This window comes from Lysinimonas soli, from assembly GCF_042655435.1.
In the GTDB taxonomy this organism is placed as follows: Bacteria; Actinomycetota; Actinomycetes; order Actinomycetales; family Microbacteriaceae; genus Lysinimonas; species Lysinimonas soli.
On sequence record NZ_JBHSMG010000004.1, the window covers coordinates 157,923 to 180,526 of the forward strand.

Genomic DNA, 22,604 nt, shown 5'->3' on the forward strand with positions numbered 1-22,604 from the left:
GATGCCGGGCCGCGTCAGCAGTGGTTGCCGGGTGACGCGCCGCACACCTCCGCCGAGAGCGGCCCCCTCTGACCGGCCGAGTCCACGGCTCTCACCCGGTAGTAGGCCACGTTCGCCTGCGAATCCACGAACGGTCTGACCGGGAACTGGGTGACGTCCTGCCGGGTCATGGTTCCGATCCTCGTGAACGAGCCTCCCGAGGTGAGCGATCGGTACACGATGTACGAGACGACATCGAGCTCGGAACTCTGCGTCCAGGTGAGAAGCACCTCCCCACTCCCGCCGCCGGTCTCGGCCTTCAACCCCTGAACCTGGCCAGGAGGCGGATTCGACGGAGCCGTCGCGGTGTTGGAGCTCGTCGGCGTGCTCGCGGGGGTCGACGGAGACGGGGTCGGTGTCGCACTCGACGTCGTCGGGCCGCTCGTACTCTGCGTGGGCGTCGGTTGCGGATTGTTGGTGCAGGCCGTGAGAGTCATGCCGATCAAGGCCAGTGCCACTGCCACGAGAACGAAGGATCGGCGCGTGGACATCTGCCGATCGTCCCTCCGATCGAACGCGCTCTGAAGAGCCGAAGGTCCCGTCAGCGGCCCCTGCGGTGTCTCGTTAGCGGCGCTTCTCCTGGGCGCGACGCTCCGCGCGATTGGCGGGAGGCGGCGCCTGACCGTCGGTGCGCTGACCGAACGCTCCGCGCGCGCCGCCCTGCGTCGGCTGACCCTGCGCCGGTGCCGCGCCCGGGGCGGCCTGCTCCTGACCGAACGCCGGGTTGAGAGCCGCCGCCTGGCGCTGCTGCGCCTGCTGCGCGAGCGCCGTCGCGGCCCTCTCGAGCTGGCCACTCTGGTTGCGCACCTCGACCTCACCCTGAGCGTCGGCGCTCGGCGCCGAGTAGCTGAGCCCGGATGCCGGAGCCTCCGACCCGCCCAGCCCGCGCGCCGCCACCCGGGCTTCGCCGTCGCCGCCGGTCACCTCGACCTCGAGGTTGAACAGGAATCCGACCGTTTCCTCGCGGATCGCCCCCATCATGTTCTGGTACAGGGCGAAACCCTCTCGCTGGTACTCGACCAGCGGATCGCGCTGCGCCATCGCCCTCAGGCCGATGCCGTCTTTCAGGTAGTCCATCTCGTAGAGGTGATCGCGCCAGCGCCGGTCGATGACCGAGAGCACGACCCGGCGCTCGAGCTCGCGCATCGCGGCGTCGCCGAGCTGAGCCTCGCGGGCGTCGTAGGCGATCCGGGCGTCCGAGAGGATCTCGTCCTTCAGCACCTTCGGCGTCAGGCGACCGGTGCCGATCTCGCTCAGCACCTCGTCGACCGTGATCGAGATCGGGTAGAGCGTCTTCAGCTCGGTCCACAGCGCGTCGAGATCCCAGTCGTCGCTCTGGCCCTCGCTGGTGTGCTGGTCGACAACTTCGCCGATGACGTCGCTCAGGAACTTCTGGACGCGCTCCTGCAGGTCGTCGCCCTCGAGGATGTGACGGCGGTCGCTGTAGATCGCCTCGCGCTGACGGTTGAGCACGTCGTCGTACTTGAGCACGTTCTTGCGGATCTCGGCGTTGCGTGCCTCGACCTGCGACTGGGCCGACCGGATGGCGCGGCTCACGACCTTCGATTCGATGGCCAGGTCATCGGGAACCGACGACCTACCCATGAGCGCCTCGGCCGCGCCGGAGTTGAACAGACGCATCAGATCGTCCTGCAGCGACAAGTAGAAGCGGCTCTCGCCGGGGTCGCCCTGCCGACCGGAACGACCGCGCAGCTGATTGTCGATGCGACGGGACTCGTGCCGCTCGGTGCCGAGCACGTAGAGCCCGCCCGCCGCGGTGACCTTGGCCGCCTCGGTCTCGACGGCCTGCTTGGTCGACTCGTAGACCGCATCCCAGGCGGCCTCGTACTCGTCGGGGGTGTCGACGGGGCTGAGTCCCTTGTCGTGCATCTGGGCCACGGCGAGGAACTCGGCATTGCCGCCGAGCATGATGTCGGTGCCGCGGCCGGCCATGTTGGTGGCCACCGTGACGGCGCCGACTCGACCGGCCTGCGCGATGATCGCCGCCTCGCGGGCGTGGTTCTTGGCGTTGAGCACCTCGTGCTTGACGCCGCGCTTGGCGAGCAGGCGCGAGAGGTACTCGCTCTTCTCGACGCTCGTGGTGCCGACCAGCACCGGCTGCCCGCTGCGGTGGCGCTCGACGATGTCTTCGACGACCTGATCGAACTTGGCGGTCTCGTTCTTGTAGACCAGGTCCGACTGGTCCTTGCGGATCATCGGCTTGTTGGTCGGGATCGGCACGACGCCGAGCCGGTAGGTGCTCATGAACTCGGCGGCCTCGGTCTCGGCGGTTCCGGTCATGCCGGCGAGCTTGGAGTACAGGCGGAAGTAGTTCTGCAGGGTGACGGTCGCAAGGGTCTGGTTCTCGGCCTTGACCTGCACGCCCTCCTTCGCCTCGATCGCCTGGTGGATGCCCTCGTTGTAACGACGCCCGACCAGGATGCGGCCGGTGTGCTCGTCGACGATGAGCACCTCGCCGTTCATGACGACGTAGTCCTTGTCGCGCTTGAACAGCGAGTTCGCCTTGATGGAGTTGTTGAGGAACGAGATCAGCGGGGTGTTCGCCGACTCGTAGAGGTTGTCGATGCCGAGGTAGTCCTCGACCTTCTCGATGCCGGGCTCGAGCACGCCGACCGTGCGCTTCTTCTCGTCGACCTCGTAGTCGACATCGGGGATCAGGCGGTTGGCGATGTTGGCGAACTCCGCGAACCAGCGGTTGGCCTCACCCGAGGCCGGGCCCGAGATGATGAGCGGCGTACGGGCCTCGTCGATGAGGATCGAGTCGACCTCGTCGACGATCGCGAAGTGATGGCCGCGCTGCACCATGTCGCTGGCCTGCCAGGCCATGTTGTCGCGCAGGTAGTCGAAGCCGAACTCGTTGTTGGTGCCGTAGGTGATGTCGCTCGCGTACTGCTCGCGACGCTGCTCGGGAGTCTGACCGCTCAGGATGCACCCGGTCGTCATCCCGAGGGCGCGGAAGACGCGGCCCATGAGTTCGGACTGGTAGCTCGCCAGATAGTCGTTGACCGTGACGACGTGCACGCCGCGGGAGGTGAGGGCGTTGAGGTAGGCCGCGAAGGTCGCCGTGAGGGTCTTGCCCTCACCGGTCTTCATCTCGGCGATGTTGCCCAGGTGCAGGGCGGCGCCGCCCATCAGCTGCACGTCGAAGGGACGCATGCCGAGGGTGCGCTTCGACGCCTCGCGGACCGCCGCGAAGGCCTCCGGCAGCAGATCGTCGAGCGACTCGCCGCCTGCGTATCGATCCCGCAGCTGCACCGTCTCGTCGCGCAGTTCGTCGTCGCTCAGCTCGGCGAAGGCCTCTTCGAGGTGGTTGACCGCCTCGGCGTAGTTCTTGAGCCGGCGCAGGGTGCGACCCTCGCCGACGCGCAGCACTCTTTCGAGGACATTCGCCACGGGCCTTCTCCACTCGCTTCGGGGCACGCTCGCGCCCACCGTTACCGGCGCGTAACTCTAGCAAGACTAGCGAGACAGCCCCTGGGAGCGTCGAAGGCTCCGGCGGGTGGTGCGGACGAATCCCGCCCGCACCACCCACATCCGTCAGTGCCGCGCCGACGCCCCGACCAGCTCCTCGGCCGGCTCCTCGAGTCCGATCACGCCGTAGTCCCAGCCCTTGCGTCGGTAGACGACACTCGGTCGATCGCTCTCGGCGTCGATGAACAGGAAGAAGTCGTGACCGACGAGCTCCATGTGGTCGACGGCATCCTCCTGGGTCATGCGCACCGCCGGGAAGACCTTGCGGCGGATCACCACCGGGCTCCACTCCGCTTCCTCCTCGGAGGGCTGGACGACGGGAACCGCGCCGGTCGCGACGCGCTCGATGGCATCCGGGCTCGCGGGGGTGAGATCGGTTCCGGCGAAGCCGTCGGCCGTGGCCTCGCGTAGCGAGGTCGGGCGGTGCAGCCCGCGATGAACCTTCTTACGGTCTTTGGCCTGCCGGATGCGCTCGACGAGCTTGTCGAGAGCGATGTCGAAGGCGGCGTACTTGTCGGCGCCGCCGGACTCCGCGCGCACGACCGGCCCCGGTCCGATGAGGGTGAGCTCGACCCGATCGAACCCGCTGGAGCCGTTGGTCTCGTGGTGCCGGCAGACCCGGATCTCGAGGGCGAGCGCCTTGTCGGCGAGATGGGAGACGCGCTCCGACTTCTCGATGGCGTAATCCTCGAATCGATCGGGAATCCCGACTCCTCGACCGGTGACCGTGATGTCCATGGCAGCCTCCTCCTGCTCCTGCGGGGTGAAACCGTCCGGGTCAGGCGGTCGTCGTCCGCGCTTTCGCCCAAGGTAGTCCCGCCACCCCTGGATGTCACTGGACGTTTGCCACGAAGCCCGAAAGAGGAGCGAATCGTCTCGGGGTCGACGCCACCACGACGGCCGCGACGACCTCCGCGCCCGCAGCGCGCAGTGCGTTCGCCGCGGCGGTGAGGGTCGCTCCGCTGGTGACCACGTCATCCACCAGCACGAATCGCCGCCCCGAAAGGGGGGTGCGCGTCTCGAAGACCGCGGCGAGATTGCGGGCCCGCTCGTCGACCGTGAGCGACTTCTGAACGGCGTGCGGGCGCGCGGGGGCGAAGACCCGCGAGCGATCCAAACCCGCCCGGGCGATCAGAACCGGTACCGGGTCGAACCCGCGCCGTCGCCGCGACCGGCGCGAGGAGGGAACCGCCACGAGCTCGACTCCGGCCAGATCGAAGGAGGCGGATGCCGCCGCGACGGCCGCCGCGAGCGCGGGCGCGAGCGGGCGAGCCAGGCCCGTGCGGGACTGCTCCTTGAAGGCCAGGATCACCGCCCGCGCGATCCCCTCGTACTCCAGGCCCGAAAAGACCGTGAGGCCATCGGCGAGCCGACGCGAACTCGGCTCGGGCACGAGCCGCGCCGCGCACGCCGCGCAGACGGCGCGATCGGGAGCCCCGCAGCCGGCGCACTCCACCGGCAGGATCAGCGCGAGACCATCCAGGACGGCGTCGATGAGAGCGGAGAGCACCCGACCCACCCTGTCCCGTCGCGCGGGACCGTCGAGCGCGTCCGGCAGGACTGGGGAGAACCGCTACTGCTGGGAGGCCAGGAAGGACGCGTTGAGGCCGGTGTCCTGCCAGCCGAAGCTGCCGCTCGGGCTGAAGATCGATCCGCCGCTGTCGAGCACGCGGAGGCCGGCCTGTCCATTGCCGCCGACGATCTGGATCGCGTTGTCGACGGTGCCGAGGGCGACGCTCTGGCCACCCAGCTGGTACGCGTTGACCGAGGTCGTCGCGCCGTCGTGGGCGAGCACGGCGACACTGCCGTTGTCGATCCAGGTGGCATCGACGAGGGCACCGGTGCCGATGGCCGGGTAGACGGGCTGTCCCAGGGCGGTCGGCACGAGATCCTTGTCGCGCACGACCCCGGCCACGAGCAGCTTCGGACCGGATGCCGTCTCCAGCGCGATCATGACGCGGGTGCCGTCACGGGACACGTCGAGCGACACCACCTGCCCGTCGTAGCTGAAGGCGACGGAATGCGGCTTGCCCTGCGCGTCGTAGGCGATGATCGCGCCGGGGCGGTTGGCGGGCACGCTCCACACGAATCCCTCGGGGTCGATCGACGGCGTCACGAGTCCGGGTCGCGAATCCAGGGTCGTGGCGACCCCGCCTCGCACCACCGAGACACCGCCGGCCGTCAGGATGGCGGCGGCATCGCCGGTGCGGCCGACCGCGGCTCCGACCGGGGCGAGCTTGTCGAGCACGGTCCCCAGCCCCGGAAGCGGGCGGACCGCCCCGTTGACGAGCGTGCCGAACGCCCCCTTCTCGAATCCGACGGGGTCGGGAAGCACCGACTCCTCGCGATCCGGTTCGTTGCCGTCGGTGACGGTCACGGGAAACCCTCCGACCGTGATCGAGACGCTGCTGATCGTGCCCAGGACGTTGAGGCTCTGCGTGAGCTGCTGCGTCATCCGGCGCTTTCCGACCGCGCTCTCGGACGACACCTGGGAGCTCAGATCGACCGTCGCACGACCGGAGCTCACAGTCGGGGCGCTCGTGAGCTCCGTGCCGTTCGGGAACGCGGACAACAGCACGCCGCCGCCGAGCCACGGCGCCGGACCGGCGAGCAGCGCCTTCACGATGCGGGTGGCGACCCCCGTGGAGTCGGCGAACCAGCGCGCGTCGGGCACCAGGTACTGGAAGCTCGGATCGAAGAAGAACAGATCGTAGCTGTGGAAGATCGAGGCGAATCGGTTGGGCGTCAGGATCGTGCCGTCGGGAGCGCCCGCGATGCGCCATTGGCCGTGCGCGTCTTTGGCCAAGCGGAATTGGAGCGGTTTGGTCTGCGGCGACGGGTACGTCGTGTACAGGCCCGACGCGTCGACCTCGGCCGAGACCGATATCGACACCTGGAGCAGGTCGGGCCCGATCGACGTCGAGGTGATCGGAGTCGAGCTGACCAGCACCCCTGCGTTCGGATTCCACTTGCTGCGGAAGTCGTCGGTCAGGAATTCGCGGGCCACCTGGTAGTTCAGCTGGGGTCCACGCCCGGCCCGGATGAAGCCGGCGAGGATCTCGGCCGGACTCGCGTTCTTGACCGGCTCGTCGGGCAGCGTCACGAGGAGGGCATCGCCCGAGCCGGAGTCGATGCCGGCCTTGACGACGTTCCCGCTCGTCGGGATGTTGGCGCAGCCGGCCAGCAGCAGTGCGACCGCCAGCAGCGCCGCGAGCCCGAGGGCCTTCGGGCGCATCATGCGGCCTCCTCCTCGGGAGGAAGCGGCAACGGCGACCCCATGACCGCTGCGCCGAACTGCCGGGGCAGCGTCAGGCGGAAGCAGCTGCCCTGCCCGGGCTCGGACCAGACGTCGAGCAGGCCGCCGTGCACGACCGCGTCCTCGAGCGAGATGGCGAGCCCGAGACCGGTGCCCCCCGTCGTCCGCTGGCGCGACGGGTCGGCGCGCCAGAACCGGTCGAACACGCGCTCCATGTCGGACTCGGACATGCCGATGCCGTGGTCGCGGACCGCGATGGCCACGGCATCCGCGTCGCTGTCCACGTAGACGTCGATCGGCAGCCCCTCGCCGTGGTCGATCGCGTTGCCGAGCAGATTCTGCAGGATGCGGCGGATGCGGCGGGCATCCACGTCGGCCTCGAAGTACCCGCCCGGGGCGATCAAGCGGATCTCGGTGCCCTTCTCCTCGGCGAGCGGAGCGACCGCGTCGATCGCCTCCTCGACCAGGCGGACGAGGTTGGTCGGGTCGGTCTCCAATTGCACGGCGCCCGAGTCGTAGCGGCTCATCTCGAGCAGGTCGGCGAGCAGCACCTCGAATCGCTCGGTCTGCGCGTGCAGCAGCTCGGCGGTGCGCGCGGTCGCGGGCGGAAAACTGGCGCGCTGGTCGTAGAGCACGTCGCCGGCCAGGCGGATCGTCGTGAGCGGCGTGCGCAACTCGTGGGAGACGTCGGAGACGAAGCGCTGCTGCAACCGGGAGAGATCGGCGAGCTGGCGGATCTGCCGCTGCAGGCTGTCGGCCATCCGGTTGAACGACCTCGCCAGGGTCGCCAGCTCGTCGCTACCCCGCTCGCGCAGTCGTTCCTCGAGCTGGCCGGCTGCGAGTTTCTCGCTGCTCTCGGCGGCCTGCCGCACCGGCCCGACGATCAGCCGCACGATGAGATAGGCCACCGCCCCGATCAGCAGCACCAGGGCGAGCCCGCCGAGCACGAGGGTGCGCTGCACGAAGTCGAGGGTCTGCTGCACGTCCTTGAGGTTGTAGACGAGGTAGAGCTGGTACTCGCCCGCCGCGGGCACCTCGAGCAAGGACCCGACGATGATGCCGGGGTCGCTCTGCCCCGAGCTGCCGCGCGCGATCGAGATCGACTGCCACGACAGCTGATCCCTGCCACCGTTCTGCACCGTCGAGGCCAGTTGGCTGCTGAGCATGGTGCCGGCGTCGAATCCCTCGTTGGCGCGGTTCTCCATCAGCGACGCGCCGGTCTGCCCGGGCACCCGCAGGATCGCGATCAGCGGCGCGGACGAGACGGTGGCACGGATGGCATTGGTCGCGCTGTCTTCCACGCCCTCCAGATCGACCGTCCCGTTCAGGTCCTCCGCCTGCGTGAACACCTGCTGGGCGCTCATCGTCGCCTTGCTCGCCTCGGTCTTCACCTGGAGCAGCCGCTGGTCGAACAGATTCGAGCTGACGCTCGTCGAGATGTAGGCCCCGATGATGGTGATCGCGACGGTCGACAGGGCGACCGTGATGGCGACCGTGCGCACGCGCAGCGAGCCCCGCCACAGCCGCGCGAGGCGGCTCAGCCAGTCCCGCCAGTCGACGCGCATGAGGGGAACCTACGTCACGGCGCCTGCACGATAGCCGACCCCGCGCACGGTCGTCACGATGCGCGGATTGTCGGGATCGTGCTCGACCTTGGCGCGCAGTCGCTGCACGTGCACGTTGACCAGTCGGGTGTCGGCCTTGTAGTGGTAGCCCCAGACCTGCTCGAGCAGCATCTCGCGGGTGAACACCTGCGAGGGCTTGGCGGCGAGCGCGAGCAGCAGCTCGAACTCGAGCGGCGTGAGGTTGATCCTGCCCTCGCCGCGGCGCACCTCGTGGCCGGCGACATCGATCACGAGGTCGCCGATGCCGATCGTGTCGCTCGAGGTGGGCAGGGTGGGGCGCAGGCGGGCCCGGATGCGGGCGACCAGCTCCTTGGGGTTGAAGGGCTTCACGACGTAGTCGTCGGCGCCGCTCTCGAGGCCGCGGACGACATCCGCCGCGTCGCCCTTGGCGGTCAGCATGATGATGGGCACGCCGCTCTCGGCGCGGATGTGGGCGCAGACCTCGATGCCGTCCATTCCGGGCAGCATCAGATCCAGCAGCACGAGGTCGGCCTTGCCCGCGCGGAACAGATCGAGGGCCGCCTGGCCCTCGCCCGCGAACTGGGGCTCGAAGCCCTCGGCGCGCAACACGATGCCGATCATCTCGGCGATGGCGGGGTCGTCGTCGACCACCAGGATTCGCGCGTTCATCGACCTCGTCGTTTCCTACTGACGCCCCCGGGAGTGGGGACGCGAATGCTTTCGCACAAGAGTAGTCGAGTGTGGAAGCATAACTGAGAGTTGCCCGGAACGCAGGAGGACGGCCGTGACCGACGACCAGCACTGGCAGGCGCCCGGGGCAGCGCCCCTCGGCCTCCCGCCCGTCGCGGCGTCCGCGGCACCGCCTCCTCCCCTGCATTCCGTTCCGTTGCCGGGGGCCGCACCCGGCGCGGGAATGGGCTTGGCCTGGACACCGCCGCCCAAGCCCGGGCTCATCCCGCTGCGTCCGCTCACCCTCGGCGCGACGCTCGGCGGCGCCTTCCAGGTGCTGCGCCGCAATCCGGCCGCGACGCTCGGTCCGGCCCTGCTGCTGACGGCAGCCGTCGCGGTCATCCAGGCGGTGGGTCTTGCGGGTTTCGTCTCCCAGACCCTCGCGCTCTCGAGCGTCGACACGGGCGGCGGCGGCGCCTCGGCGGCGGCGAGCGACTTCAGCTCGGGCTTCCTCGGCTACGGCCTGACCTCCTTCGTCTCCGCCCTGCTCTCGCTCGTGGTCACGGCGATCGTGCAGGGGATCGTCACGCTGCAGGTCGCGAGCAGCACGCTCGGGTCACGGCTGCGGCTCGGAGGCCTCTGGCGCCGGCTCCGGGGGCGGCGCGGCGCCCTCATCGGCTGGGCCGCGATCGTCGGCGGTGTGTACCTCGTGAGCATCGGGCTCGTCGTCCTGCTGCTGGTCGGCATCGGCCTGACCGGCAGCGCCGGGGTCGGCATCGCGATCCTGCTCGGGGTGCTCCTCTTCGGCGGGATCGCCGTCGCGTTCTGCTGGTTGTGGACCAAGCTGGGGTTCGTCCCGACCGCGATCGTGCTGGAGCGCACGAGCATCCTGGCGAGCGTGCGTCGCTCGTGGCGGCTGACGCGCGGAGCCTTCTGGCGGGTGTTCGGCATCCGGCTGCTGGTCGCCGCCATGATCGCGGTCGCGACGCAGATCGTCTCGTACCCGGTCTCGATGCTCGTCTCGCTGGCCGGTGAGATCCTGCAGCCGAACGGCACCACTGTGAGCAGTTCGACGGTCCCCCTGATCGCCAGCCTCGTCGCCACCCAGGGCGTCACCGCGGTCGTCGGAGCGGTCGGCCTGGTGCTCTCGACCGCGACCACCGCCCTGCTTTACCTGGATCGCCGGATGCGCCTCGAGGGCCTCGACCTCGACCTCTCGCGCTTCGTCGAGCGCCGGCAGGCCGGCGAGCCGGACCTGCGTGATCCCTATCTGCCGCCCGCGCCGCGCGCCGAGGCCCAGTTCGGGGTCGCGTGATCCTCCCGCTCGACGTCCCCGTCGATCCGGACGCCCCCGAGGCGCAGCGCTGGTTGCTCGACGAGCTCTCCAAGCCGCAGTACCAGGCGGCCAAGCCGGGGCTGCTCGACCAGATCGTCCGGGCGATCCAGAACTGGCTGTCGTCGTTGCGGCTGTCGGGAAGCGGCATCCCCGTGATCGGCGATCTGCTGCCGATCGTGCTCGCCGTGCTGGTCGCGGCGCTTCTGGTCGTGGCGTTCCTGATCTTCGGCGTGCCGAGGTTGAACCGCCGAGGCGCGGCGAGCGATGAGCTGTTCGGCGCCGACGACCGGCGCGACGCCGACGCTCTCCGGCGGGATGCCCTGCGCGCGGCGGCCGCGGGCGACTACGCCACCGCGATCGCCGAGCTGTTCCGCGCCCTCGCACGCGGTCTCGCCGAGCGCACCCTGGTGTCGTCCTTCCCCGGCAGCACCGCGAACGACGTGGCCGCACGTGCGGCACGCGTGTTCCCGGATGCCGCCGAGCGCCTACGAACCGCCGCGCGCTCTTTCGACGGCGTGCGGTACCTCGGGGCGCCGGGATCCCGGGACGAGTGGGACGCCCTCGTCGCCCTGGAGGGCGAACTCCGCGGGGCCCGACCGACGCACGGCCTCGATGACGACGCCGAGCTGGTGGGGCAGGCGGCCGGGACAGCCGGCGAGACCACGGGCATCCACTCGTGACGCTCGCGGCCGCGCAGGCACCGGATGCCGACACGGTGCTCACGCGTACGCCGCGTCAGGCGCTGCGTCGGCGAGCGGGGTGGATCTCGCTGGTCGCGCTCGTCGTGCTCGTGGCGGTGACGGTCGTGGTGCTGCTCAACTCGAGCACGGTGTCGAAGGACCCGCTCGACGCCGGCAATCCGGCGCCGCAGGGGTCCCGGGCCCTTGTCGAGGTGCTCAAGCAGCACGGGGTCGACGTCGTCACGACCGGCTCGCTGAAGCAGACCCGCGCGGCCCTCGGCGACCCGGCCGACACCACGGTCATGCTCTACGACCCGCAGAGCATCATGACCGCCGAACAGCGTGACTCGCTGCTCTCTCTCGGAACGGAGGTCGTCGCGGTCGAACCGGACCTGCTGGCCCTTCGCGACCTCGCCCCGGGCGTCGGCCTGGTGGGCGAGGTCAGCGGGTCCTTCCGGGCGGACTGCTCCGTCGAGGCGGTGCGCAAGGCGGGCACGGTCACGGCATCCGGGCTCGGCTATCGCCTCACGCCGGACACGGGCGACCCGGCGACCGCGTGCCTCAGCCGTGACGGCGCCTCTGGCCTGATCCGACTCGACGAGGGCGATCGCGCGATCACGGTGCTCGGAGTCGGCACGGCGCTGCAGAACGGCACGATCACCCGCGACGGCGACGCAGCGCTCGCGCTCAACCTGCTCGGGTCCCGCCACACCCTGATCTGGTACATCTCCACCATCGACGACTACGCCGAGAGCTCCTCGGCGAGCCTCGCCGACGTCACCCCGGCCTGGGTGACCCCGCTGCTCGTGCTGCTCGCTCTCGCCGGTGTCGCGGCCATCGTCTGGCGGGGCCGGCGCTTCGGGGCGATCGTCGTCGAGAACCTCCCGGTCGTGGTGCGCGCCAGCGAGACGATGGAGGGCCGGGCCCGCCTGTACTCGCGCGCGAACGCCCGGCTGCACGCGCTCGACAGCCTGCGGGTCGGCACCGTCGACCGCCTGGCCGTCGCGTCGGGGCTGCCGCGCTCGGCCACGGTCGAGGAGGTCATCGACGCGGTCGCCGCGCTCACCGGCCGGGACCGCTCCGCGGTCGCGGCCGTGCTCCTCGACGAGATCCCCCGCGGCGACGCCGACCTCGTGCGACTGTCGGACGAACTGCTCGCGCTCGAAGCCGACACCGCGGCAGCCGTCCTCCGATGACCGCCCCCGCCCCCGGCAGAATGGACAGCATGCCTGACAGCCTCCCCCTCCGCTCCGCGTTCTCGCAGGTCCGCACCGAGGTCGGCAAAGCCGTCGTCGGCCAGGACGGCGCCGTCACGGGCATGCTCATCGCGCTGCTCGCCGGGGGGCATGTCCTGCTCGAGGGGGTCCCCGGCGTCGCGAAGACCCTGCTGGTGCGCAGCCTCAGCCGAGCCCTCTCTCTGCAGACCCACCGGGTGCAGTTCACCCCCGACCTGATGCCGGGCGACATCACCGGGTCGGTCGTCTACGACCCGAAGTCGGGTGAGTTCGACTTCCGCGAGGGGCCGGTGTTCACCAACATCCTGCTTGCCGACGAGATCAACCGCACGCCCCCGAAGACGCAGTCCGCCCTGCTCGAGGCCATGGAGGAGCGGCAGGTCTCGGCCGACGGAGTGACGCGCCCGCTGCCCGTGCCGTTCCTGGTCGCGGCGACCCAGAATCCGATCGAGTACGAGGGAACCTACACGCTCCCCGAGGCCCAGCTGGACCGCTTCCTGCTCAAGCTCGTGCTCGAACTCCCCCAGCGCTCCGACGAGGTCGAGGTGCTGCGGCGGCACGCCGAGGGCTTCGACCCGCGCGACCTGGCGGCGGCCGGCGTCACGCCCGTGCTCGACGCGGCGACTCTCGCCCTGGCGCAGGCCGATGTCGCCACGGTGACCGTCAGTCCGGATGTCATGGCCTACGCCGTCGACCTGGCTCGCGGCACGCGCCAGAGCCCCTCGGTCAAGCTCGGCGTCAGCCCGCGCGGCACGACCGCCCTGCTCGCCGCCTCCCGGGCGTGGGCCTGGCTGACGGGGTCGTCGGGGGTCACCCCCGACCACGTGCAGACGATGGCGATCCCGGTGCTGCGGCACCGCATCCAGCTGCGGCCCGAGGCGGAGCTCGAGGGCGTCTCGCCGGATGCGGTGCTGCGTTCGATCCTGCAGCAGGTGCAGGTGCCGATCTGATGGGCCGGCGATGACGGTCTCCGGCTGGTTCGTCGCGCTCGTCGCGGTCGGCGCGGTGCCGGTCGTGCTGCTCGACGGCTGGCCCGGGGTCCTGATCTGGTTGGCGGTGCTCGCCGTGCTTCTCACGATCGACCTCGCCCTGGCCGGATCGCCGCGCGCCCTGCGCATCTCACGCTCCGGTCCGGCACGCACGCGACTCGGTGAGACCGTCGAGTCCACCCTGCTCATCGCCAACTCCGGCGCGCGCCGGGTGCGGGGGGTTCTGCGGGATGCCTGGCAACCGTCGGCGGGGGCCCGTCCGGCCCGCCGGCCCCTGCTGCTGCCGGCGGGGGAACGCCGCGAGTTCCGCACGACCCTGACGCCCGTGCGCCGGGGCGAGCGGCGGTCGGCGCACGTCACCATCCGTTCCTACGGACCCCTGCGACTCGCGGCGCGTCAGGCGAGTATCCGCGTCTCCGGCAGCATCCGGGTGCTGCCGCCGTTCACCTCGCGCAAGCATCTGCCGTCACGGCTGGCGCGCCTTCGCGAGCTCGACGGACGCACGAGCGTGATGGTCCGCGGCCAGGGAACCGAGTTCGACTCCTTGCGCGAATACGTGCGCGGCGACGACGTGCGCTCGATCGACTGGCGGGCGACCGCGCGACGGCGGGATCCCGCTACGGGCGGTGCGACCCTCGTGGTGCGCACCTGGCGACCGGAGCGCGACCGCCGCGTCGTGATCGTGGTCGACTCCGGCCGCACCTCGGCGGCACGGATCGCCGACGAGCCGCGCATCGACACGGCGTTCGAGGCGAGCCTGCTGCTCGCGGCCCTGGCCACACGGGCAGGAGACCACGTCGATCTGCTGGTCTACGACCGGCTGGTGCGCGGCCGGGTGCAGGGCGCGAGCGGAGCGGCGCTGCTCGCGCAGATGGTCGACGCGATGGCGCCGATCGAGCCGCAGCTGATCGAGACGGATTGGGATGTCGTGCCCGGTCTCGTCCGCCAGGTCACCAGCCGCCGCGCGCTCGTGGTGCTGCTCACCTCGATCGACGCGCCCGGGGCATCCCGGGGTCTGCTGTCGATGCTGCCGCAGCTCGCGCGACGGCACACGGTGCTCGTCGCCTCGGTGACCGATCCCGGCGTGGTGGCGGCGTCGCGCGAACGCGGCGATCGCGAGCAGGTGTACCTCGCGGCGGCGGCGGAGCGCGCGCTGCTCGACGCGTCCCGCGTCGCGGCGGCGATCCGGCAGAGCGGCGCCGAGGTCGTCACCGGTGCCCCCGCGGAACTCCCACCGATGCTGGCCGATGTGTATCTCGCACTCAAGGCGGCGGGGCGCCTCTAGCCACGGCATCACGGCGCGGTACCGTGGCAGTTGTTCCCACCGCTTTCTCAGGATTGGAAGATCGAAATGGCAGAGAACCCTACCCACTCGTTGCTGTCGCGCCTCATCGCTGAGGTGTTCGGCACACTCATGCTTGTCATCGGGGTGATCGGCGCTGCCCTGTTCATCTCGGCCAAGACCGGACCGCTCGGCGTCGCGCTCGCGGTCGGCCTCGCCGTGCTCACCGCCGCCTACGCCGTTGGGCACATCTCGGGCGGGCACTTCAACCCGGCCGTCTCGATCGGCGCCGCCGCCGCGGGTCGGCTGCCCTGGGCCGACGTGCTGCCCTACATCGCCGCGCAGATCGTCGGCGGCGTGCTGGCGACCTTCCTGCTGTGGCTCATCTCCGCGCTCAGCGGGGGCAAGTTCACCGCCGACTTCGGGGCGGTCTCGAACGGATTCGACGCCCACTCCCCCAGCGGTTTCGGCATCGGGGCCGCGATCCTCACCGAGATCGTCGTGACCGCGCTGTTCCTGTGGATCATCCTCGGCGTGACCGCGTCCGGCTCCCCGGCGGCCGGCTTCGCGCCGCTCGCGATCGGTCTGGCCCTGACGCTGTTCCACCTCATCGCCATCCCGGTCGACAACGCCTCGCTCAACCCGGCCCGCTCGATCGCCACCGCCGTCTTCGGCGGGTCGGCAGCGCTCGGCCAGCTCTGGGTGTTCATCGTCGCGCCGATCGTCGGTGCCCTCATCGCCGGCCTGACCTGGAAGCCGCTGTTCGGCCGCAAGTAGCCGGTGCCGTCGATCCACTCCGTCGTCGGGGGCCCCGGGCACCGAACCCGGGGCCCCCGCCGCGTTCCACAGGTCCCACCTGGGCTCTCTGCACCTGCCCCCGTCGGCCGTTCAGGAAGATCCGTCGATTCCGACCCGATCGGTCCCAACCCGACCCGAACCTCCTGAACCTCGTCCAGACGGAGCCGCCTTCTGCGTGGCGGCGGCTGCGGCCCGCCCGCGATACTGGTGCGATGGCGCTGCGCGGGATCGGCCGGATGCTGCGCTCGGCGCGCTTCCGCATCCTCGCCTCCATGCTCCTGGTCACCGCGCTCGGCATGACTGTCGCCGGAGTGACCACCTACCTCATCCAGCGCGAGCGGGTGCTGGCCCAGATCGACGACCGGCTGGAGATGACCGTCGACGGGCTGCAGTCGATCGCCGACGGCACGCCGGATGCGCCGGCGCCGACCACGGTCAGCGCCTTCCTGACCGAGGCGATGCAGCGCGTGCTCCCCGATCACAACGAGAGCATCCTCGGCTTCGTCGACAGGAAGGCCGCCTACGTTCCGTCATCGGGCATCCCGTTCCGACTCGACCGCGACCCGGCGTTCGTCGCTCTCGTGCTGCGAGAGGCAGACCCCCGGCACGCGGTCCGCGGCACCGCGAACACGATCTGGGGCACGCTGCGCTACGTGATCATCCCGGTGTCCATCAAATCCGACATCGACACGGGCCTGTACGTCTCGGCCTACAACATCGACGACGAGCTCGCCCAGTTGTCTCAGGCCTTCGGCAGCTATGCCTTCATCGCCCTCGGCGTGCTCGTGGTCGTCGGGCTGGTCGGGTGGTTCGTGGGCGGACGGTTGCTCCGGCCCATCCGGCTGCTTCAGACGGCCGCGTCCGCCGCTTCGCAGAACACGCTCTCCGAACGCATCCCCGTGACCGGCAACGACGACGTGTCGGTGCTGGCCACGACCTTCAACGCCATGCTCGATCGTCTGCAGTCGTCGTTCGCCGCCCAGCGCGGGCTGCTCGACGACGTCGGGCACGAGCTGCGGACCCCGATCACGATCGTGCGCGGTCACCTCGAGCTGCTCGATCCCGGCGACGTTCGCGAGGTGACCGTGACACGCGACCTGGCGATCGACGAACTGGACAGGATGCAGCTGCTGGTCGACGACATCGCCCTGCTCGCGAAGACCGACGCTCCGGGCTTTCTGCGGCCGGCGCGCGTCGACCTCGGGGAGTTCGCCGACAGCGTGCTCGCCAAGGCGCAGGCGCTCGCTCCCGAGCGCCGCTGGACCCTCGTGGCCCGCGCCGAGCAGCCGGCACGAATCGATCCGGTGCGCACGACTCAGGCCTGGCTGCAGCTGGCCGAGAACGCGGTGAAGTACTCGACGCCGGGAACGCCGATCGAGCTGGGATGCGCCGTCGACACCGAAACCGTCGAGCTCTGGGTGCGGGATCGCGGTCCCGGCATCCCCGACGACCAGCTCGGCCGGGTCTTCAAGCGTTTCGCCCGCGTCGGGGTCGGACGTGGAGACGACGGATCCGGACTCGGCCTCTCGATCGTGGCCGCGATCGCAGAGCTGCAGGGCGGCCGAGCGCGCGCCGAGAACGTCCCCGGCGGCGCTCGCGTCGTCATCGAGCTTCCGTTGGGATCCGCTGACGAAGTCGAACAGGAGGAGGGAATCGATGGTGCCGAGCATCCTGATCGCTGAAGACGAGCAGCGCATCGCCTCATTCGTCGAGAAGGGGCTGGCCGCGGCCGGCTTCGGCGTGACGACGGTGGCCGACGGCCCCGCGGCCCTGGAGGCCGCGTTGGGCGGAGGTTTCGACCTGCTCCTGCTCGACCTCGGACTCCCCGAGGTCGACGGCCTCGACGTGCTGCGCCGGCTGCGGGAGCAGGGCTCGAAGATCCCGGTGATCATCCTGACCGCCCGCGACTCGGCGACCGATACCGTCGCCGGCTTCGAGGGCGGGGCGAACGACTACGTCGCCAAGCCGTTCCGTTTCGACGAGTTGCTCGCACGCATCCGGGCACGTCTGCTGGATGCGCGCGCCGCGCCCGAGCCGTTGCCGATCCTGCGGCACGGCACCCTCGAACTCGACCTGCGGACGCGGCGCGTCTCGGTCAACGGCAAGGGCGTCGACCTGTCGGCGCGCGAGTTCGCTCTCGCCGAGGAGTTCTTCCGCCATCCGGAGCAGGTGCTCAGCCGCGAGCAGTTGCTCAGCCGGGTGTGGGGCTTCGACTTCGACCCGGGATCGAACGTCGTCGACGTCTACGTGCGATACCTGCGCCGCAAGATCGGGGCCGAGCGACTCGAGACCATTCGCGGAATGGGTTACCGGCTGAGAGCGATGGCCGACGACTGAGGGCTGACCGCCTAGTGGTGGCCCCCACCGTACTGGTCACCACTGGAGCGACCGCCATCGTCGCCGCTCGCGTCAGCGCGTCCCGTAGTGCCCGAATCGTCGCGGACGCTGGACTTCACCTCCGGGTCGTGGACCACCGGAGTCCCCGGCGCGGGGTGCGACGGCTCGGAGTCGCCCGTCGTGTCGGGGCTGGTCGCGCCGTTGTGGTCGACTTCTGCCTTGCCCGAGTCGACCGTGTCGCTCTTGTCGAGGCGGGCGGAGCCCTTGCCGTCGATCGCGGTCGGGTGGGCCGGGGTCACGACCGTCATCCCGTCGTCGCCCGGTGCAGGAGTCGGTGTGGCGGTGCCCGTCGGGGCGGCGGTCGCCGCGCTCGTCGGATTGCCGGTCGGATCGGTCGTCGTCACGCCCGAGATCCTCAGCACCTCGCTGGTGGGGGCGCTCCCACCCATCGCACTCGCCATCGTGACCGCGCCGCAGCACAGCACGACGGCGGCCAGCACGGCGCCTCCGGCGAGAATCGGAACCCGGTTCATGGTGTCGCTCCCCCGGACGTCCCATCGGACGTCCTGTCGTTCCAGCTTGCCGTCTTCCGATGAGAGCCACGCGGGTCGCGGGATGAGACCCTTCTCATCCGATCTCGGCTGACATCCCCGGCCCCACTAGGCCGAGATGATCTGTCGTGCCCCGGCATCCACCTCGTCGAGGTCGCCGGTCTGCCCGAGTCGGCGCGCACGACGCCCGCCGATCCACTGATAGGCGAGGAAGCCGCCGAGCGCCACCGTGCCGATGCCGATCTTGAGCGGCCATGGCCACGGCTGACGCGTCACGAAGCCCTCGATGATCCCCGAGCACAGCAGCGACAGGATGAGGCCGATCACGATCGTGAAGAACGCGCGGCCGTCTTCGGCGAGCGCCTGCCTTCGTGTTCGGGCGCCCGGAGCCACCCACGACCAGAAGATCATGAGTCCCGCAGCGGCGGCGGTGAAGATCGAGTACAGCTCCAGCTGCCCGTGCGGCGCGATGTAGAGGAAGAAATGATCGAGGCGGCCGAACTCGTTCATGATGGCGGCGGCGACCCCGAGCTCCTGCGCGTTCTGGAGGATGACAACGGGCACCCAGAGACCGATGATCCCGAGCACGACGCACTGCGCCGCGATGAAGGCGTTGTGGGTCCAGACCTGACCGGTGAACCCGGCCTCAGAGTTGTCCGAGTAGTACGAGACGAAGTCCTGGTCGGCGTACTTCTTCAGCTCGGCGCGGGATCCCAGGGTCGCGAGCACCTCGGGATGGGTCGAGATCCACTGGAAGTAGACGACGGCGACGACCGCCGTGACGGCGGCGACCGCGAGGGTCAGCCAGCGGATCCGATACAGCGCCGCCGGCAGCTGCAGCGAGAAGAACACCGTGAGCTGACGCAACGGATTGGCCGGAGCCCCAGTGAAGCGCAGGCGCGCGCGCGACAACGAGAGCGAGAGCAGGTCGCCCTGGGCCGACTCCCCGACCGTGGTCGTCAAGGTCGAGAGCTGCGTGGCGCCGCTCTGGTAGACCTCGATCAACTCGTCGGCGGCGGCCCCGTCGCGTGGTGCCGACGCCCCCGCGCGTGCGAGCCGATCCCACTCCGCGGCGTGCGCGGTCGAGTAGGCGTCGAGGTCCATGTGCTGCGATGATACCGGCATGGCGCGCGGCTCGGATCGGAGGCGGACCGGCGCCGCTGCGACCGTCGGATTCGGCATCCAGGGCGGCGCATCCGCCATCGACGAGCGCGACCAGTTCGACGAGCTGCCGCACGACGCGGCACTCATGACGGGTGAGGCGGTCGGCCTCGACCTGCGTCCGACGGGCTTCGTGCTCAGAGCCGCCGGCACCATGATCGACTTCGTCGTCTATGCGGGAGCCTGGTTCGTCTCGCTCTTCGTGCTGTTCGCGATCACCTCGCAAGCGAACGTCGAGGATGCCGTCGTCGGGATCATCGTCACCGTGAGCCTCGTGGTCTGCCTGGTCGTGGCCCCGGCAGCCGTCGAGCTGCTCAGCCGGGGTAAGTCGCTCGGAAGGCTCGCGGTCGGCGCCCGTATCGTGCGCGACGACGGCGGCGCGATCGGGTTCCGGCACGCCGCCATCCGTGCGCTCGCCGGCACGCTCGAGATCTTCGGCAGCATCGGCAGCATCGCGATGATCGTCGGCCTGCTCTCGCCGCGATCCCAACGGCTCGGCGACCTCATCGCCGGTACCTACAGCCAGTACGAGCGCGTGTCCCCCGCGCCGGTGGTGGCCTTCGGGATGCCGCTGCCGCTAGGGGCGTGGGCGAGCGTCGCCGACGTGGCCCGCCTGCCCGATCCGCTGTCGCGCCGTATCGCCCAGTTCCTCCGGGAGGCCCCGCGCATGCAGCTCGACCGTCGGGCGTTCCAGGCCTCGGCGCTGGCGCACGAGGCCGCCGCGTTCGTCTCGCCGGTGCCCGCCGTGGACCCGGAGATGTTCCTCGCGGGAGTCGCCGTCATCCGCCGCGACCGCGAGAGCCGCGCCCTCACCCTCTCCGCGCAGCGGCTTGCGCGTCTGCAACCCGCCTTGCGGGAGCTGCCGCACGGGTTTCCCGAGCGCGGCTGAGGCCCTCAGTACCGGTAGTGGTCGGGCTTGTACGGCCCTTCCACCGGCACGCCGATGTAGGCCGCCTGCTCGGGCGTGAGCTCGGTGAGCTCGACGCCGAGTGCCGCCAGGTGCAGACGCGCCACCTTCTCGTCGAGCTTCTTCGGCAGCACGTAGACGCCGGTCGGGTAGTCCTCGATGTGGGTGAAGAGCTCGAGCTGCGCGAGCACCTGGTTCGTGAACGAGTTGCTCATCACGAACGACGGGTGTCCGGTCGCGTTTCCGAGGTTCATCAGCCGTCCCTCGCTCAGCACCAGGATGCTGCGACCGGTCGGCAGGCGCCACTCGTGCACCTGCGGCTTGATCTCGACCTTGACGGCCCCCGGAACCCTCTCCAGGCCGGCCATGTCGATCTCGTTGTCGAAGTGGCCGACGTTCGCGACGATGGCGAGGTGCTTGAGTCCGAGCAGGTGGTCGAGGGTGATGACGTTCTTGTTGCCGGTACCCGAGATCAGGATGTCGATCTCGTCGATGACGCTTTCGATGCGGGCCACCTGGTAGCCGTCCATCGCCGCCTGCAGCGCGTTGATCGGGTCGATCTCGCTGACGATGACCCGGGCACCCTGCCCGCGCAGGGCCTCCGCCGCGCCCTTGCCGACATCCCCATAGCCGGCGACGAAGGCGACCTTGCCGCCGATCAGCACATCGGTCGCCCGGTTGAGGCCGTCGGGCAGCGAGTGGCGGATGCCGTACTTGTTGTCGAACTTCGACTTGGTCACGGAGTCGTTGACGTTGATCGCCGGGAACAGCAGCTCCCCGCGCTGGGCCAGCTCGTAGAGCCGGTGCACGCCGGTCGTCGTCTCCTCGGTGACCCCGATGATGCCGGCGGCCACCTTGGTCCAGCGGTCGGGGCTCGAGGCGAGCGAGCGGCGCAGCACGTCGAGGATGACGCTCCACTCGTGGCTGGCATCCGCCTCGGTGGCCGGCACCGACCCGGCGAGCTCGTACTCGCGACCGGTGTGGACGAGCAGGGTGGCGTCCCCGCCGTCGTCGAGGATCAGGTTGGGGCCGTCGTGCGGCTCGGCGTAACCGGCGGCCGCGCTCCAGTCGAAGATCTGCTCGGTGCACCACCAGTACTCCTCGAGGGTCTCGCCCTTCCAGGCGAAGACCGGCACCCCGGCAGGCGCATCGACTGTGCCGTTCGGACCGACGGCGACCGCGGCGGCGGCGTCATCCTGCGTGGAGAAGATGTTGCAACTCGCCCAGCGCACCTCGGCACCGAGCGCCACGAGGGTCTCGATCAGCACCGCCGTCTGCACGGTCATGTGCAGCGACCCGGCGATGCGGGCGCCCTTGAGCGGCTGACTCGGCCCGAACTCCTCGCGCAGAGCCATGAGCCCGGGCATCTCGTGCTCGGCGAGCCGTAGTTGGTGCCGACCCGCCTCGGCGAGCGAGAGGTCGGCGACCTTGAAGGGAAGAGTGGTCTGCGCGGTCGTCATGCCCCCATTGTCGCAGGACGGACCGGCCGTGACGACGGCGGGATTCAGGCGCCGAGCTGGTCCATGACCGAGTGACGCACGACCTGCCACCCCAGCGGTGCCGAGAGCCGCTCGGCGTGACGCGCGCAGAGGTCGTAGCTGTGCGGTTCATGCCGGATGCTGAGGGGTCCGAGCACGGCCATCGCGTCGGCGTAGTCGTAGGTGAGCGTCGCGACGGCGTCGGCTCCGCAGGCGACTTTGCTGCACGGGCGACCAGGCATAGCTGCATCGTATCGAGCGAGAGGCCGTCTTCCCGTGCGGGGAGCGGCGTGCCGAAAGAGCCCCGAGGCGTTCGCCGGACGGCGATGCGGCGCCTCTCGTCCACCGCGCCTAGGATGTGGGCATGGCTCGCTCGACCCGACGCGTGTCGGCCCGCTCGGGGCGACGCGATCGGCACGGGCGCGGCATCCGCTCGGCCGTCACGGGGCCGGTGCTCGAGCCGATCCGGACCCGGCTCGACGTGTTCGATTCCTATGTCGCGTCAGCGGTCGAATACGTGCGCGACGAGTGGCCCGACGAACTCGCCGACGTGCGCTTCGAGGTCGCCGTGATGCCGGGTGATCCGGGGCCGTCGGGAGTGGACCGCTGGCAGGTGAGCCGGCGGGAGCGCCGGATCGTGCTGTACCGGTTGCCCATCGAACGGCTCGCACACCTGCACAAGGACGACGAGTGGCATCGCCGCTCGTTCATCGAGAGCTGCGTGTTCCGGGCGGTCGCCGAGCTGCTCGGCAAGGATCCGTGGGACATCGCACCGGAGCGCTTCCGGCACTTCTGAATCGGGCCGCGG

General features: G+C 70.3%; 21 protein-coding genes. 10 read left to right on the plus strand and 11 right to left on the minus strand.

Annotation, left to right across the window (positions count from 1 at the left end; translation table 11 throughout):
* Positions 1-14: 14 nt before the first annotated feature.
* The 7 genes from ACFPJ4_RS13980 to mtrA all read right to left on the minus strand — a co-directional run bounded on the left by ACFPJ4_RS13980 (position 15) and on the right by mtrA (position 9,042).
* Complete coding sequence (locus ACFPJ4_RS13980; RefSeq protein ID WP_386741065.1) at positions 15-530, minus strand: hypothetical protein; 516 nt, start codon at positions 528-530, stop codon at positions 15-17.
* Between the two features lie 73 nt (positions 531-603).
* Positions 604-3,453, minus strand: a complete 2,850-nt coding sequence (gene secA, locus ACFPJ4_RS13985) for a preprotein translocase subunit SecA (protein WP_386741066.1) — start codon at positions 3,451-3,453, stop codon at positions 604-606.
* Between the two features lie 144 nt (positions 3,454-3,597).
* Entirely contained in the window at positions 3,598-4,269 is a 672-nt protein-coding gene (gene hpf / locus ACFPJ4_RS13990; RefSeq protein ID WP_386741067.1) for a ribosome hibernation-promoting factor, HPF/YfiA family, read from the minus strand.
* A gap of 94 nt (positions 4,270-4,363) precedes the next feature.
* On the minus strand, positions 4,364-5,041 hold the full coding sequence (locus ACFPJ4_RS13995; RefSeq protein ID WP_386741068.1) for a ComF family protein: 678 nt from the start codon (positions 5,039-5,041) through the stop codon (positions 4,364-4,366).
* Between the two features lie 63 nt (positions 5,042-5,104).
* On the minus strand, positions 5,105-6,769 hold the full coding sequence (locus tag ACFPJ4_RS14000) for an LpqB family beta-propeller domain-containing protein (protein ID WP_386741069.1): 1,665 nt from the start codon (positions 6,767-6,769) through the stop codon (positions 5,105-5,107).
* The gene (mtrB, locus tag ACFPJ4_RS14005; protein WP_386741070.1) at positions 6,766-8,352 is read right to left on the minus strand and encodes an MtrAB system histidine kinase MtrB; all 1,587 of its coding nucleotides are present in this window, start codon (positions 8,350-8,352) and stop codon (positions 6,766-6,768) included. Before mtrB ends, ACFPJ4_RS14000 begins: the two co-directional genes overlap by 4 nt.
* 9 nt (positions 8,353-8,361) lie before the next feature.
* The gene (gene mtrA / locus ACFPJ4_RS14010) at positions 8,362-9,042 is read right to left on the minus strand and encodes an MtrAB system response regulator MtrA (protein ID WP_386741071.1); all 681 of its coding nucleotides are present in this window, start codon (positions 9,040-9,042) and stop codon (positions 8,362-8,364) included.
* 115 nt (positions 9,043-9,157) lie between these two features.
* On the opposite strand from mtrA, the gene ACFPJ4_RS14015 reads away from it, so the two are divergent.
* From ACFPJ4_RS14015 to ACFPJ4_RS14050, 8 genes are all read left to right on the plus strand, one after another.
* A complete protein-coding gene (locus tag ACFPJ4_RS14015; RefSeq protein ID WP_386741072.1) occupies positions 9,158-10,357 on the plus strand; it encodes a DUF7847 domain-containing protein in 1,200 nt (399 codons plus the stop codon).
* Positions 10,354-11,058 carry a DUF4129 domain-containing protein gene (locus ACFPJ4_RS14020; protein ID WP_386741073.1) on the plus strand — a complete coding sequence of 235 codons (705 nt, stop codon included), beginning with the start codon at positions 10,354-10,356 and terminating at the stop codon, positions 11,056-11,058. Before ACFPJ4_RS14015 ends, ACFPJ4_RS14020 begins: the two co-directional genes overlap by 4 nt.
* A complete protein-coding gene (locus ACFPJ4_RS14025) occupies positions 11,055-12,254 on the plus strand; it encodes a DUF4350 domain-containing protein (RefSeq protein WP_386741074.1) in 1,200 nt (399 codons plus the stop codon). The genes ACFPJ4_RS14020 and ACFPJ4_RS14025 overlap by 4 nt, the downstream gene beginning before the upstream one ends.
* A 29-nt stretch (positions 12,255-12,283) precedes the next feature.
* Positions 12,284-13,243 carry an AAA family ATPase gene (locus ACFPJ4_RS14030; RefSeq protein WP_386741075.1) on the plus strand — a complete coding sequence of 320 codons (960 nt, stop codon included), beginning with the start codon at positions 12,284-12,286 and terminating at the stop codon, positions 13,241-13,243.
* A gap of 10 nt (positions 13,244-13,253) precedes the next feature.
* Positions 13,254-14,567 carry a DUF58 domain-containing protein gene (locus ACFPJ4_RS14035; protein WP_386741076.1) on the plus strand — a complete coding sequence of 438 codons (1,314 nt, stop codon included), beginning with the start codon at positions 13,254-13,256 and terminating at the stop codon, positions 14,565-14,567.
* A 66-nt stretch (positions 14,568-14,633) separates the two neighbouring features.
* Positions 14,634-15,341, plus strand: coding sequence for an aquaporin (locus tag ACFPJ4_RS14040; protein WP_386741077.1), 708 nt, complete (start codon positions 14,634-14,636; stop codon positions 15,339-15,341).
* Positions 15,342-15,574: 233 nt separating this feature from the next.
* Entirely contained in the window at positions 15,575-17,044 is a 1,470-nt protein-coding gene (locus ACFPJ4_RS14045; RefSeq protein ID WP_386741078.1) for a sensor histidine kinase, read from the plus strand.
* Entirely contained in the window at positions 17,022-17,699 is a 678-nt protein-coding gene (locus tag ACFPJ4_RS14050) for a response regulator transcription factor (RefSeq protein ID WP_386741097.1), read from the plus strand. The genes ACFPJ4_RS14045 and ACFPJ4_RS14050 overlap by 23 nt, the downstream gene beginning before the upstream one ends.
* 11 nt (positions 17,700-17,710) lie before the next feature.
* Here ACFPJ4_RS14050 and ACFPJ4_RS14055 read toward each other — a convergent pair whose 3' ends face one another.
* On the minus strand, positions 17,711-18,232 hold the full coding sequence (locus ACFPJ4_RS14055) for a hypothetical protein (protein ID WP_386741079.1): 522 nt from the start codon (positions 18,230-18,232) through the stop codon (positions 17,711-17,713).
* 126 nt (positions 18,233-18,358) lie between these two features.
* A complete protein-coding gene (locus tag ACFPJ4_RS14060) occupies positions 18,359-19,354 on the minus strand; it encodes a stage II sporulation protein M (RefSeq protein ID WP_386741098.1) in 996 nt (331 codons plus the stop codon).
* Between the two features lie 19 nt (positions 19,355-19,373).
* Between ACFPJ4_RS14060 and ACFPJ4_RS14065 the strand changes: the two genes are divergently transcribed.
* Entirely contained in the window at positions 19,374-20,300 is a 927-nt protein-coding gene (locus ACFPJ4_RS14065; protein ID WP_386741080.1) for an RDD family protein, read from the plus strand.
* A gap of 5 nt (positions 20,301-20,305) precedes the next feature.
* Here ACFPJ4_RS14065 and ahcY read toward each other — a convergent pair whose 3' ends face one another.
* Both ahcY and ACFPJ4_RS14075 read right to left on the minus strand, forming a co-directional pair.
* Positions 20,306-21,778: an adenosylhomocysteinase gene (ahcY, locus tag ACFPJ4_RS14070; RefSeq protein WP_386741081.1), complete on the minus strand. Its 1,473-nt coding sequence runs from the start codon at positions 21,776-21,778 to the stop codon at positions 20,306-20,308.
* A 44-nt stretch (positions 21,779-21,822) separates the two neighbouring features.
* On the minus strand, positions 21,823-22,038 hold the full coding sequence (locus tag ACFPJ4_RS14075) for a DUF3499 family protein (RefSeq protein ID WP_386741082.1): 216 nt from the start codon (positions 22,036-22,038) through the stop codon (positions 21,823-21,825).
* 122 nt (positions 22,039-22,160) lie between these two features.
* Here ACFPJ4_RS14075 and ACFPJ4_RS14080 point away from each other — a divergent pair, with 122 nt between their 5' ends.
* On the plus strand, positions 22,161-22,592 hold the full coding sequence (locus ACFPJ4_RS14080) for a metallopeptidase family protein (RefSeq protein ID WP_386741083.1): 432 nt from the start codon (positions 22,161-22,163) through the stop codon (positions 22,590-22,592).
* Positions 22,593-22,604 lie beyond the last annotated feature (12 nt).